Source organism: Pseudomonas purpurea (assembly GCF_039908635.1).
Taxonomy (GTDB): Bacteria; Pseudomonadota; Gammaproteobacteria; order Pseudomonadales; family Pseudomonadaceae; genus Aquipseudomonas; species Aquipseudomonas purpurea.
The window spans coordinates 2,841,325-2,854,738 of sequence record NZ_CP150918.1; the positions used below are offsets into that span (position 1 = coordinate 2,841,325).

The window sequence follows — 13,414 nt, forward strand, 5'->3', positions numbered from 1 at the left end:
GAGCCGGTGACAGGGCAGGCGCGGCTGGATTGTTTTGGCAGCGGGGGGAGGTCCTCGACAGAGGATCGACTACAGTTGATGGGGGATTGATAAGGAGATCGGGTATGAAGTGCTTAATCTGTTTGGCTGCCGCCAGAACGGTTCATGTACCTGGAGACTGGTCTGAGGTCATATGTTCAGCCGGGTGTGGACATTTCAGGGTGTCCGCGAACCTAGTTGCGAAAATGTCGATGAAGAATGAACTGTTTCATCTCGAACGAACACGGCGCTGGCTTGAGATGGCGCGCAACGATGAGCCCGTGCCGTTGATATCAACGTATGACTACAACGTTTCTTTATTGCATCGGGACGTTGAAGAGAAGCCTGCCAGGCAGTCGAGCCGTTCCAGGCAATCGGTCACTCCGGATTGAAGAAAGGGTGTCTCAGCTGACTGAACAAGTGCGTTGCCGTTTCCCCACATCAGCAGCTGAGCGGGAGCCAGCGAGCCCCAACCACGAGAGGGATGCCACGATGACCGAGCGCCATTTGATCCACTCGGAAACGCTTTCGAACGGTTGCAAGATCGAGGTCAGGGCCAAGATTCTGAGGGATGGCTCCCTGCAGATGTTCATTGGCGCTTATCGACCGGACGGCACCGTCCTCCTTGAGGACAACGACCCCGCGCCCCATCTGTTGGACATGGAGGCTGCCCTGGACTGGGGAATCGATATCGCAAGGGGCGTTTGTTTTGGCCAGGTCCCCTAGGTTGCTTGGGGCTCGTTATTGGGCGCGATTTTACCGCAATACGGCCAAATCGCGGGAGGGAAGGCCGTGAGCTGTGTCGAAAATCGCGACGGGTCCTGACGTCGGCAGAGGACGGCTGGTGAGAACAGAGACATTATTTTTCCCGGTACGTCAGAGCGAGCCGCGCGAAATGAGAACCAGGTGGCACTTTTGAATGTCATTGACCGTCACGGACCTGAATCAGGTCATCTACTCTGAACGAGCAAGCAAAACCACACCCCTGAGGATCAAGGGTATGTTCGCCATTCATGAGCTATGTCGCACCATTGAATCAGGCTTCGCTCCGCTTTCTTGCACGTGCACCGTGAATGCTGACGGATTGTTGATGATTAACGTTTTCGACCCGATAACCGGGCGCGTTGATCTGTTGTTGACGGGCGTCTCGACAGCGAAGCTGACCAACAGCCGGGCAATCGCCAATTTGATCGGTGAGCTTCGTACTGAAATCAGGGCCGGACGCAGAGCCTTCGCGGGCGGCCTCAGTGATTGTGCCGGGTAGTCGCTGTCAGGGCTTCTTGAGCAGATGTTGAGCCAGGGCATCGAACGCCGCGAGTGTGACTGGATCATTGGCCGCATTGGCGGCCACGGGGTGGGAGGCATAGCGCACAATCACCATTTCGGCCTTTGGATCGATGTAGATACTCTGGCCGTGAACGCCCCGCGCCATGTAAGCGCTATCAGGATTGTGGCTCACCCACCACATATTGCGATAACTCCAGCCTTGCAGCAGGCCGTAACCCGCTTTAGCGAATGCGCCTTTGTCACCGCCCTTGCGGATATCCTCGATAACGGCTTTGGGCAGGATCTGCTGGCCATTGAAGCGACCCTCGTTGCGCATCATTTCGGCGAAGCGCGCCAGGTCCCGCAGACCCGTGTTCAAGCCACCGCCGGCAAATGGCGTTCCGATGGAGTCAACGGTGAAGTAGGCATCCTGTTCGGCACCCAGGCGACTCCAGAGGGTTTCAGAAAACCATTGTGCGACGTTGCGTCCAGTGACCCTGGCAATCACCCAGCCCAGCACATCGGTATTGATGGTCTTGTAGGCGAACGCGCTGCCGTGTTGGCCTTGCAGTTGTACGGTCTGGAGAAATTCGTAATAGCTGCGCGGCCCCTCATAGTCCTTGGGCTTGGGCAAGGGGCTGCCGGCAGAGGCATGAGCCCAGACTTCGGCGTTCGGGTCGGCATAATCCTCGCTGTACTTGAGCCCGGTGGTCATGTCGAGTACCTGGCGCAGCGTCGCATTGCCAAATGCCGAGTGGCTCAGTTCCGGCACGTAGAAAGAGACTCGTTGGCTGGCATCGATCCGACCTTCAGCCACGAGCGCAGCGCCCAGCGTTCCGATCACTGACTTGGTGACAGACATTGCCGCGTGCTGGCCCTCTGGCTTGAGTACACCGAAATAACGTTCATAAACCACCTGGCCGCGATGCATCACCACGATTCCGTCGGTGTAGGTCGCGGCCAGCGATTGCTCCCAGGTCATGAAGTCCTTTGCGCCTAGCGGTATGAAACGCAGCCCATCGATGTCGCTGCGCAATGCGTTCGGCAGCGCAACGGGGGCGCCCAGCCCACGGGAGACATTGACGGTGGGCATCAACTGACGAAAGTTCGAAACGCTCCAGCGCAATGCGGGAAACCGGAAATAGCTGCCGTCCTCAAAGCGAATGATGCGGTCGACCGGGGGAGGCGAGCCGATCATCCAGCCAAGCTTCGCCGGATCGCTGGCCGCGGCATCCGGGAAGTCACTGGCACCGGCGCAAGCACTGATCAGCAGGGCCGCGAGCCCCATGTGCAGGCGTTTGATTGCGCGGATGCGCCTGTGTTTTCTGGTGCGCAGTGAGGCGGTCATGGTGAGGTCTTCCTTGGAAAAACTGTACCAGAGCCTACAGTGGACGCGGGTAACAACCAAGCTGCGAAGGGTAGATGCGTTGAGGGGCAGTCGAGTGGAAACGAGGAGCAGTTTCCCCGCCTTCTAGCGCATCTGCGCGACAGTTTTTCACATCTCTTAGTTAACCTTTGGTTACAAACTGTGGCTAAAATACCAGCCAATGGCCATAGGCTGGTTTTTTGCTCTAACCTGATGCGTTACCGATTGACCTTTAGTTCGACATAAGACGCTGCGCTTTTACCCTTGGACCCTTATTGAAGTCCGGGGCGTGCAGATGTGTTCTCTTCTGACTTGTGACGATTTACTGTGAAACTCACTATTGCTGTCCTCTACGTTTTGTCTATTGCGTATGTGCATCTGCGCGGCCGTGTGCGCCACAAACTGGGCCGCCAGTTGAGCGACCACTCGACGTTTCTGGCGCCGATCAATTGCTTCCTTTATCTGTTTTCCCGAATTCGCAATAAACCTTATCTGGACCCCGCGGACTTCCCGGACCTGAGTCCCTTGCAGGCTCATTGGGAAGAGATTCGCGCTGAAGGTCAGAACCTGCTCAAGGCCGGTGAGATCAAGCGTTCGGAGCAGTACGACGACGTTGGTTTCAACTCGTTTTTCAAGAGTGGCTGGAAGCGTTTCTACTTGAAGTGGTACGGCGACAGCCATCCTTCGGCCATGAAACTGTGCCCGCGCACGACTGAACTGGTGCAAAGCATTGGTTCGATCAAGGCTGCCATGTTCGCCGAGTTGCCACCGGGCTCAAAACTGGTTCGTCACCGTGATCCGTATGCCGGTTCGTACCGTTATCACCTGGGGCTGGATACACCCAACGCCCCGGGCTGCTACATCAACGTTGACGGTGAGAATTACCATTGGCGCGATGGCGAAGCCGTGATGTTCGACGAGACTTACATTCATTACGCCGAAAACACCACGCAGCAAAACCGCATCATTCTGTTTTGCGACGTCGAGCGACCGATGAAGTACCGTTGGGCCGCAGCATTCAACCGTTGGTTCAGCCGCACCGTGATGGCAGCGGCTGGCGCACCCAACGATGCCTGTGATCGTACTGGAGGGCTGAACCGGGCCTTCACCAAGCTCTACAAGATCCGTCTGCGCGGTAAAGAGCTGAAGAAGCGCAACCGCACCCGTTATTACCTGGAGAAGTGGGCGATTTTTGCCGGGCTACTGGCGATCTTTATTCTGATCTGATCCTGCTGAAGGCCCTGACACCGACCTGTTGCGCGGTGACAGGGCTTCGAACTCCCGCCCCCTTCCTTTCTCCATTTCCAGTAGGTTTGTCGTGCCGATGGCCTTCGATGAGTCGTGGTGGTTCTCGACACGGTCCACCGAGATTGGCGCCGCTACTTGCGACCGTTCAGCGGCGCAGTCAATGAATGTTACATCTTGGTCTGAGAGAATCTCTTAACAAAGCCGAACCCTGGGCGTAGCGTGCTATCGAAGACCTTATTGGCAGGCTCGGGAGGCGCTCCATCATGAACAGGTTCGTGTGCGGTTTCACGGCGCTGGCGTTAAGCGGCCTGGGCGGGACGCTGGCGCAGGCCGACGCCGACATCGGCATGTTGGCGTCGGTGGCAGGGCAGCCGACACGCCTGGCGCAAAACCTGCCGGGTAGCACCGACAATCCCTATAACAGCCCGATTCGCCGGGCTAATCCCAACAGCATGCAAGGCACCCAGCCCAACGCTCCGCTCATCCGTGGGCCAAGTACTGCGCCCGTGCCGCGTCCGCCGACACTGGAAAACGGCGGCATCGGCAACGGTTACCCACGCACGGGCCCGGCTCCCGGATCGGCTAAACCTCAATGGCAGCCCACCACAACTCCCCGGGATTCGGACAGCAACAGTCGTTGAACGGCAACGACGTTCGTCTTGTCACACCTGCCTACGACAGAAGGAATTGTGAATGTTGCGTAAAACTCTCTTGGCAACCCTGTGTACCGGCGGGCTTCTTGGCGCAGTGACGCCTGCATGGTCGGCGCCTACCCAGCAATTGCAGAGTGAACAAGGCACACTTGTTGCCACGCAGATCACCAAGGGGCTGGAGCACCCGTGGGCCCTGGCGTTTCTGCCCGATCAGCAAGGCATGCTGGTGACCGAGCGGCCCGGCAGGCTGCGGCGGGTTTTGGTGGACGGTAAACTTTCAGCGCCCTTGAGCGGTGTGCCCGTTGTCTGGGCCAAAGGGCAGGGCGGATTGCTCGACGTGGTGCTTTCCCCGGGCTTCAAGCAGGACCGCTTGGTTTACCTGTCTTACGCCGAAGGCGGCGCCGAGGGCGACAAGGCCGGCACCGTCGTCGGGCGGGGGCGCTTGAGTGAGGACCTCACCACCCTCAAGGATTTCACGGTGATTTTCCGCCAGGAACCGAAACTCTCCACCGGGAACCATTTTGGCTCGCGACTAGTGTTCGACCGTGACGGTTATCTGTTTATCACCTTGGGCGAGAACAACGTCCGGGCCACCGCCCAGGACCTCGATAAACTGCAAGGCAAGGTCGTGCGGATTTACCCCGATGGCAAGGTTCCGGACGATAACCCCTTTGTCGGCCTGCCCGGCGTACGCCCGGAAATCTGGTCCTACGGACATCGCAATCCCCAAGGCGCAGCGTTGAATCCCTGGAGTGGCACGCTCTGGGAAAACGAACACGGTCCCAAGGGCGGGGACGAGGTGAACATCATCGAACGCGGCAAGAACTACGGCTGGCCGACCGCCACTCACGGCATCAACTACTCTGGCCAGCCAATACCGGAAGCCACCGGTAAAAGCGCCGAAGGCACCGTGGACCCCCATCATGTCTGGGAGAAGTCTCCCGGCATCAGCGGCATGGCGTTCTACGACGGTGATCGCTTCAAGGCCTGGCAGCACAATCTGTTTATCGGCGCGCTGGCTTCCCAGGAATTGATCCGCTTGCAGTTCGACGGTGACAAAGTGGTGCATGAAGAACGTTTGCTGGGAGAGCTCAAGGCGAGGATTCGGGACGTGCGCCAAGGCCCCGACGGTTACCTGTATGTGCTGACCGACGAGGACGATGGTGCACTGTACAAAATCGGCCTGCAGTAGCTGACGTCGCGCGCCTGCAGATCACGCTGTCTGCAGGCGCGAGGCAATCCGCAAAAAACGCTCAGGCCTTTGCATACACCACCACCGCTGCCCTCAATTTGCCACGCCCGAAACGGCACATTCTGTCGAATTCTGCATGGCTGACCGGTACATGCTGGCAGTCCATGGGCTGGCGATGCTGGCTGTGGTCGACATCCGGGTCGTGCAGGTAGACGAAATCCTCATCACAATCAGTGACCATCACCCAATGAGGCGCCTTGGAGCGGGTCAGGCGATAGCTGCTGATCAACACCAGGGGCTGTCCGCCGTCGCTCAACAGGCGCGGCAGGTCCAGTGGGCCACCGAGAATCTGTTCGACATCGCTGTGCAGCAATTGAGTATTGAACTCCTCATGTACCAGGCGCATGACGTCTTTTTTATGAGCATCGCGCACGCCATTGAGAAACAGCGGGCCGGCAATGCTGACCTGTAAGCGCACCCGAAATCCCCGACGCCAGGCCGCCAGTGCCAACCCTTGAGGGCTGCAACCGCCATGGCCGGACGTCATGAACACCGTCGTCGCTTCGCGCCACAGCTGTAGTTCTTCACGCCGCTCCAGCGGACGAGCAGGTTGCAGCGTGCCCATGGCCATCAACAGGCAGGCAGGGCCGCAGGTGAAATCGGTGGTTTGCCGGTAATAGGGCACGCTGATGCTGCGGCTGTCGCGGTGCTGGAGGATGCGTTTTTCCAGGCGCAGGGCGTCGGCGTGGTCCTGGTAATAGTCGTGAATCAGCGCGAAACGCCGGTAGCCGTGTCGTTCATACAACGCGATGGCGGCCGGGTTGTCGGTGCGCACCTCCAGTCGCACGTAGGCGCAGTCATGTTCCAGTGCACTGGCCTCGATTCGCTCGAGCAGTTGCTTGCCAAGTCCGATGCCACGGGCCTGCACCGCGATGGCGATGGAGTACAGGCGCGCCAGCGAAGTGCCGCGGTGAAACAGCACCACGGCATAACCCAGTAACTGGCTGTCGCCTTCGGCGACGATCAGTTGGCCGTTGGCACGGTTGATCATCCACTGGAAATTGCGGCTGTTGAGCCGGTCGGTGGTGAAACATTGCTGTTCCAGCGCCAGCAGCGCTTTGACGTCATCGAGTTGTGCAAGGCGAAAAACAGGATTCATATGACCGCCGTAAAAGTTGCGTAACGAAACGGGACTTTCGAAAAAGTTCGTGCTTAATAGGAAAGGTCTTGTTCTCCAACGGATCAATCACTATGTCAGCGGTACAAGGTCATTGGCGCGAAGTATCCGAGCAAAGATTGCCGACGGCAATAACTCCAGCAACTTATTTATCCCCATCGTCGGGCACTTCCAGTCAGCTGGTTATTATTGTCGAGCGCAAGGAAGACTGGGCGTCGTACTTCCCCAGCGAAGACATCGTCACCGCCCAGGAGTACCTCGAACAAACCCGTGAAAATGCAACGGGCAAGCGGGTTCAGGTCATCAACCTGTGCCGCAGCTACAAGTACCTGGGGCACGGTTACTACTGCTCCCTGCTGGCCGAAGCCCGGGGGCACAAGGTAATTCCGTCGGTACGGACCATCAGCGAACTGACCCGCAAATCCCTGTATGGCTTGGCGCTGGATGACTTGGATAAAACCCTTGAGAAAGCCTTGGGTAATCATATCTACAGTGATACAGACGGTTTCACCCTGACACTTTATTTTGGCAAAAGCACCATCGAGCCGTTGCAGGACCTGGCCCGTCAGTTGTTTGAAGTGTTTCCTTGCCCGATCTTGCTAGTGGACTTCCGTCGAACTAACGGTTGGCATATCGAAGGCGTAAAGTCGGGTGCGTTACATAAGTTGCGCGATGATCAGGAAGATCAGTTCGCCAATGCCCTCGACAGTTTCAGTCGCAAGATCTGGCGTATGCCCAGGTCGCGCCGTCTGGCCCGATACGATTTGGCCATCCTTCACGATCCACTGGAAGCATTGCCACCGTCCAACGCCAAGGCCCTGGAGAATTTTGTCCGGGTCGGTAAAGGTCTGGGCATCGATGTCGACTTGATCGAACGCAAGGATTACGCACGCATCGCCGAATACGATGGACTGCTGATCCGCGAGACCACCAGCGTCGACAACCATACTTATCGCTTCGCGAAAAAGGCTGAAAGCGAAGGGTTGGTGGTGATGGACGACCCCACGTCCATCCTGCGTTGCACCAACAAGGTCTACCTGACGGACCTGCTCAAAAGTCACCAGTTGGGCATGCCCGCTACCGAAATTCTGTACAAGGAACGACCGGAAGACTTTGAGCGGGTCGGCGAACGCCTGGGCTTTCCGCTGGTGTTGAAAATCCCCGACGGCTGTTTCTCCCGGGGCGTGATCAAGGTTGAAAGTCAGCAAGCATTACTGGAGGCCACTGCTGAACTGTTCGAGCACTCGGTGTTGCTGCTGGCCCAGGAGTTTTTCTACACCGAATACGACTGGCGCATTGGCGTGCTGAACCGCAAACCGATTTTTGCCTGCCAGTACTTCATGTCCAAGGGCCATTGGCAGATTTACAACCACAAGGCCAAAGGTCAGGACATCAACGGTGAATGCCGCACGCTGGCGGTGCATGAAGCGCCACGGGCAGTGGTTGAACTGGCCGTTAAAACCGCCAACCTGATCGGCGACGGCTTGTACGGTGTCGACCTCAAGCAGTCCGGCGACAAGGTGGTGGTGATCGAGGTCAACGACAACCCGAACATGGACGCCGGCATCGAGGACGCCTGGTTGCAGGACGACCTGTATTCGCTGGTGCTTGAAGAGTTTGTGCGCCGGTTGGAACTCAAGCGCCGCGGCCAGGCCCTGGTGAGGTCCGGGCTGCTTGAGTCCGGGAACCCGATGGGGTTCTGAGTCAAGCCTGCTGCGAGGAAACCACGCCGGATGCATGGCTGCGCAGACCTCGCACCACCAGGTACAGCAATGGGCCAATGGAGACAAACACCGCGGTGATCAGCAAGTACGGCAGCACCGAAAGCGCGGATTGGCCGCGGCTGCGAGCGTCCTTGTACATCCATACGCCAGCAAGGGTGAGCAGGTAAAGGTCGATCACTACCTGGGCGGTATCGGGGCGGGACATCAGGCTGATGCCGAAGTCGATCAGCGACTGCTCGGCGGACAACATGACGGAAACGGTATAGCCGGTGAAGGCGAGCAGGGCGATCAAGGGGAGCGCTACAGACTTCATGGTTTCCTTCCTTGGGCAGATGAGCGAGGGGCGACGATACCCGATGTTTGACATGGCAGGTAATCAAGCGCGGCGCTCCTGAGAGGCCGGTTTATTCCTGGCGGGCTTTTTCGATTTTGTCGGAAGCTGACCAGATCCGGTAACGGACTTCGACGTCCTTGGGCACGTAGACCACGATGGGTAACTTGCTGTTGTAGCGCAGCATGAAACCATCACCGACCACCGGTACGAAGTCCGGTTTGCTCTTGCCATCCGGGCACGCCATCAGGGTGCTCATGGGGCCGATGACTTTTTCCAGCCGGTAAAACGGGTAACCCCAGCCTTCCAGGTTCTTTTCATCAAGAACGCCCCCCAGCCGTTGGCGATTGCAATCCACGGTCAGGGTTTTGCCTGCGAGAATCTCGACCTGGTAGTTGTCCTCCCTTGTCTGCTGCGGGAGGTGAATGACTTGACGGGTAAAGCCGCTTTCAGCTTTTGGATAGGGGGCAATGTCTTCGAGTTTTGCGGCGTGAACCAGGGTCGACAGACCCGATGCCAACAACGCAATGGTGGTTGTGAAGGGAAGTGAGCGCATGAGGCCTCCTTGCTCGGATGATCGGTCGGCGAATGACGGCTTCGCCTTGCCGAACATTTTTACTGTCCCGCGCGGCGTAATGCAAACCGGTTGAGTGAAGCGTGCAAATTGCAGGGGAACCCACAGGCGTTATTGCATTTTGCCAGGGCGCCAGTGTGTTAAATCATTGATTTGGCGACAGGTGACCGGGCGAAATTCCAGGCATGTTTTATGCTGTTTTCTAGTGCAATGCACCGCGTCAGGAAAGGCTTGTAAGGCACTGCTTTCAGGCGTAGGAGTGAGTGGCCTGCGCAATAAAAACAGTGCACACGCTGCACGCGGGTCAGCAGCTTGTGGGGGAAGAACAGAGTCAGGTCCGAGCCAGAACGGCCCCGCATGTCGACGGGACGCACCAGCGAACACTGACCGACTCGGTACATCCATTGATTGGCAGTCTCACATAACGGAGAGGGTCGCCATGTTTTTATCTGCCCTGGAACTACGCAGTATCATTGAAAGCAGTTTTTTACCCAAGCGCTGCCAATGCACCTTGTCTCCTGATTTATCCATGACCGTGAAGGTCTATGGCGACCATGAGACCGATCGTCTGGACTTGCTGGTCACGGGCATCAACGCCAACAGCCTCAATGGCTGTCGCGAGATCAACGAACTGATTGCCGAGTTACGCCACGACCTTGAACACAATGTCGCGAGCCATCCTGTGGTTTTACGCTCGAAGCCCCATTAATCAGTCGCTTCAGCTGACTCGACCGATGGGCGTTTGGTCTGGATGAATGCCAGGCCAAGCGCTACGTCGGTGGTCACCGCTCAATATGTGACGTGATGCCGCTACTCAGTTCTGAAAGTTGCAGGGTTAACCGGGAGTTAAGTTCAGCAAGCGTTCAGGTTTACGCCATTCTCAGTTCAGTCGCGCTTTGCTGAGGAATCATCGCCAGTTGAACCTCGACTTTGTTTTCCTTCTTCGTCAACCAGCGTTCGATGCCGGACGAGAGTTCAGGTGACTGAATGGCCGAGCCATAGACATCCATGGGGGTCAGGGTGCGGTGGAACAGGGTATTGAGGCGTTGACGCGACTCATCCAGTTTTCTGACCTCGCTGTCCAGTGCACTGATTGTCCGTTGGCGATCCTGGTGTTCGAGGCCGGATAGACCGTAGGTCAGCTCGGAGCGTTTTTCCTTCAGGCGTGTCTGCATGTCCAAGAGCTGGTTAGACACCTGGTCATATTCCGTCTTGGTGATAATGGTGGTGCCCGTGTCCTGGGTTTGTTGCCAGCGGCGCAGGGTGGCCCATGCGTTCGGAATGTAGGAGTCGACCATCTTGTGATTGCTGAACTGGAACAGTTGCTTGATGAAATTGTCCCGGTCCGGCAAGTCACCCTGTTTTTTCAGGGCGATGGAGCACGCGGCTTCTTCGATCGAATCGCAGCCAGGGCTCCAGAGCACTGCAGACTGATCCCTTCCCTTGAAGTGAACCGGCATGAAGTGTTGCAGCGCGCCGTGATGCTCGTAATCGGCATCACCGAACTTGGCCAGCCCCGCCGCAAAAATCAGCATGCCGACATACGGCAACGTGACGAAGCTCAAGATCAGCCCCGGCACCCAGACACTGGTGCGGGTGTTCATCCACGGTGCGGGAAGACTCGGGATCGGATCATTGTTGTTGACCATGCGGTGGTGTACCAGATCGGCCGCCCCCTTGACGAAAACCTGGTCGCCGGCCCGCGGGGAGCCGTAGGTATAGAGAAGAATGTCGTACTTCTGAGTGGCATCACGGCGCAGGGCTTCTGCCAGCAATGTGGCGATTGCACCGCCCAGGCTGTGTCCGCAAATCACTACTTTTTGCCCTGAGTAGAATTGCGAGAGGTAGCGCGTCACAAATGCGCTCATCGCTTTGTAAGCGTTGTAGAAGCCTTTGTGAGCGGTACCTACACCCTCAGCGAAGGGCACTTGCTCTGCATCGGCATCGCGCAAGAAATCGGGAATTTCAGCCGTACCGCGTACCGAGATAAGAATGATCTCGTCGTGGTGCGTAATGAAGGCCTGGGTATTGGTTCCATCCTTGGCTTTCGCATCGTCGAAGAAGTGCAGTTTGGCAGGGTGATCCTGTTTCTCTCCCAGCCCAATCTTGTTTTGTTTGTACAGCAACGGATCGAATGGAAGAATTTCGAAGCGTTTGGAGTAGGGCACATCTTCATAGAGCGGGTAATAAGGGACGGTCTGAGCCTTGTCGATTTTCCAGGTCTCCTGGAAGCTTGCCAGCCCGTTGCCGAACATGAAGCCGACGCTGGGGTCCAGAGGGAAACTGACGGTATCCTCCGGTTTCTCGGGTTGCTGGCCGAAGTCGCTGTAGCTGAAGGTGGCCATGAGCGCCAATTGATAGAGGTTCAAGGCACTGAAAGCGTTGTCTTTGGACAGCATCGGCCGGAACGCGCGCAATGGGCGGACCTCCATCACCGTGCGTTTGTTGGGTTGTAACGCGACCCCCCAGAGTGTGCTCGCTTCAGGGTCGAAGCCGATGTCCCCCATGGCTTTGAGCAAGCTGTAGTTCGGTGGATATTTACAGAGGGAGCGAGGGGGCAAGTGCGTAGCGTGTTCGACGAAGTTCCTGACTTCAACCTGGAAGAACTGGTCGGCGTTTTTCTGTGCCGGGTTGTTGTCAACGCGGGTTCCGTCCTTGCGAACAAAGCGGGTGTTTTCGGCCCGGACCTGGATCTCTTTGATCGGGAGCGGGTAGTTTTCCCGGGCGATAAGCCGTGAATACAGTTGCTCCGAGCCGGTGTAGTCCGAGTTGATCTGAAGGATGACCGGTCCTTCGTAGTGGTCATAGACCTTTGCATAGCCGTCGCCGTCCAACACGCCGACATGTTGCTGGTTGACGCTGTCGATGAGGACATACGGAAGGCCTGCATAAGGTTTTCCACTCCCGCGTTCATCCACCAACTGGAAGCTGACCCAGTCGCCACGTAATGGGCAGGGTGTGGATTGCTCACACAGCATTGGCTTTTCGGATTCCTTGAGTGCCATGGGCGATGTCCTTATTCAGTGCAGTTCGGATAGACGGAGCAGTCACGCCCATCCGGCATTTTGAAAGATTCGATGAATTGATAGGGGGCTTTGCACAGTTCTTCATTCGGGGTGCCCCACAGCCCGGTGCAGGCTTTCCAGCCTTTGGGTGTTTCTATCCACCAGCCTTTGTAAAAGGGCTTTTCCTTGTCTGAAAGCGCAAACACCATGTTGACGGTTTTGCCAGGCAACGCGCCCCGCGCCAGTGCACCACCGGCCATGGCATCAAGCATTTGCCCGTTCTCGCTCGCGGCCCGGCATTTGAGGATCTTCACGATGTATCGGTAGGGCCCCATCGTCCGGAACAGCCATTGACACTGGTTTTCAAGGGTCTGAGTTCCGGTGGAAGGGAACGCTGCCGCCCCTTCAGGCAGTTGATCGTGGAAAGACAGGCTCGCGTAATCGCCGCCGATGTTTGCAGGCTTCGGGCCGTAACTGCCTTGCAGGTTGTATTCGAAACTGCGCAGGACCAACGGGCAGCCCCCGGCCTCATCCGTCAGCGGCACCGTGAATGAAGCGGTTTGCGCGTCTTTGTTGAAGGCTTGCTCAAAAAATTTCAGCCCCGGGAAGTGTTTGCCTTCGCGTGGCGGGACGGTGCAGGTTTCACCGGTGCGTGGCACATAAGTCGCTTCACCCTTGAAGCTGAAACCGGGTGGGAGTTCGGTGATCAGCGTGAAGCTTTCGGGATGGGCAACCGAGCAGGCGGTCGCGCCCAGCGTGCCCAGTACGATGACCAGGGCTCGGACCATGCCGGTGAGGACAGGTTGAATGTGCATGCTGAAGTCCTTATGCGGTGCAGTGGCGGGCGGCGGCACGGTCAC

General features: G+C 57.4%; 13 protein-coding genes. 7 read left to right on the forward strand and 6 right to left on the reverse strand.

From position 1 onward, the window contains the following. Nucleotides 1-510: 510 nt before the first annotated feature. Together AABM54_RS12840 and AABM54_RS12845 are read left to right on the forward strand one after the other, a co-directional pair. Nucleotides 511-744 (forward strand): hypothetical protein, encoded by a 234-nt coding sequence (locus AABM54_RS12840; protein ID WP_347906016.1) that lies wholly within the window; start codon nt 511-513, stop codon nt 742-744. A 274-nt stretch (nt 745-1,018) separates the two neighbouring features. Then, nucleotides 1,019-1,282, forward strand: a complete 264-nt coding sequence (locus tag AABM54_RS12845; protein WP_347906179.1) for a DUF1652 domain-containing protein — start codon at nt 1,019-1,021, stop codon at nt 1,280-1,282. Nucleotides 1,283-1,288: 6 nt separating this feature from the next. Here the strand turns inward: AABM54_RS12845 and AABM54_RS12850 are convergent, their stop codons facing one another. Next, complete coding sequence (locus AABM54_RS12850; RefSeq protein WP_347906180.1) at nt 1,289-2,572, reverse strand: serine hydrolase; 1,284 nt, start codon at nt 2,570-2,572, stop codon at nt 1,289-1,291. A gap of 405 nt (nt 2,573-2,977) precedes the next feature. Here AABM54_RS12850 and lpxO point away from each other — a divergent pair, with 405 nt between their 5' ends. The 3 genes from lpxO (at nt 2,978) to AABM54_RS12865 (ending at nt 5,743) form a co-directional block, all read left to right on the forward strand. Next, entirely contained in the window at nt 2,978-3,877 is a 900-nt protein-coding gene (lpxO, locus tag AABM54_RS12855; protein WP_347906017.1) for a lipid A hydroxylase LpxO, read from the forward strand. Between the two features lie 284 nt (nt 3,878-4,161). Continuing rightward, nucleotides 4,162-4,539, forward strand: a complete 378-nt coding sequence (locus AABM54_RS12860; protein ID WP_347906018.1) for a hypothetical protein — start codon at nt 4,162-4,164, stop codon at nt 4,537-4,539. 52 nt (nt 4,540-4,591) lie between these two features. Then, nucleotides 4,592-5,743, forward strand: coding sequence for a PQQ-dependent sugar dehydrogenase (locus AABM54_RS12865; protein ID WP_347906019.1), 1,152 nt, complete (start codon nt 4,592-4,594; stop codon nt 5,741-5,743). Between the two features lie 61 nt (nt 5,744-5,804). Here the strand turns inward: AABM54_RS12865 and rimI are convergent, their stop codons facing one another. Further along, a complete protein-coding gene (gene rimI / locus AABM54_RS12870) occupies nt 5,805-6,902 on the reverse strand; it encodes a ribosomal protein S18-alanine N-acetyltransferase (protein ID WP_347906020.1) in 1,098 nt (365 codons plus the stop codon). A gap of 92 nt (nt 6,903-6,994) precedes the next feature. Between rimI and AABM54_RS12875 the strand changes: the two genes are divergently transcribed. Continuing rightward, nucleotides 6,995-8,623, forward strand: coding sequence for a RimK family protein (locus AABM54_RS12875; protein ID WP_347906021.1), 1,629 nt, complete (start codon nt 6,995-6,997; stop codon nt 8,621-8,623). 1 nt (nt 8,624) lies between these two features. Here AABM54_RS12875 and AABM54_RS12880 read toward each other — a convergent pair whose 3' ends face one another. Beyond that, nucleotides 8,625-8,957 (reverse strand): DUF2834 domain-containing protein, encoded by a 333-nt coding sequence (locus AABM54_RS12880; RefSeq protein ID WP_347906022.1) that lies wholly within the window; start codon nt 8,955-8,957, stop codon nt 8,625-8,627. A gap of 91 nt (nt 8,958-9,048) precedes the next feature. Further along, on the reverse strand, nt 9,049-9,531 hold the full coding sequence (eco, locus tag AABM54_RS12885; protein ID WP_347906023.1) for a serine protease inhibitor ecotin: 483 nt from the start codon (nt 9,529-9,531) through the stop codon (nt 9,049-9,051). A gap of 457 nt (nt 9,532-9,988) precedes the next feature. Between eco and AABM54_RS12890 the strand changes: the two genes are divergently transcribed. Beyond that, on the forward strand, nt 9,989-10,258 hold the full coding sequence (locus AABM54_RS12890) for a DUF1652 domain-containing protein (protein ID WP_347906024.1): 270 nt from the start codon (nt 9,989-9,991) through the stop codon (nt 10,256-10,258). Between the two features lie 160 nt (nt 10,259-10,418). On the opposite strand, the gene AABM54_RS12895 is transcribed toward AABM54_RS12890, so the two are convergent. Both AABM54_RS12895 and AABM54_RS12900 read right to left on the reverse strand, forming a co-directional pair. Further along, on the reverse strand, nt 10,419-12,554 hold the full coding sequence (locus AABM54_RS12895; protein WP_347906025.1) for a lipase family protein: 2,136 nt from the start codon (nt 12,552-12,554) through the stop codon (nt 10,419-10,421). A gap of 11 nt (nt 12,555-12,565) precedes the next feature. Beyond that, entirely contained in the window at nt 12,566-13,369 is an 804-nt protein-coding gene (locus AABM54_RS12900; protein WP_347906026.1) for a hypothetical protein, read from the reverse strand. Nucleotides 13,370-13,414: the final 45 nt, after the last annotated feature.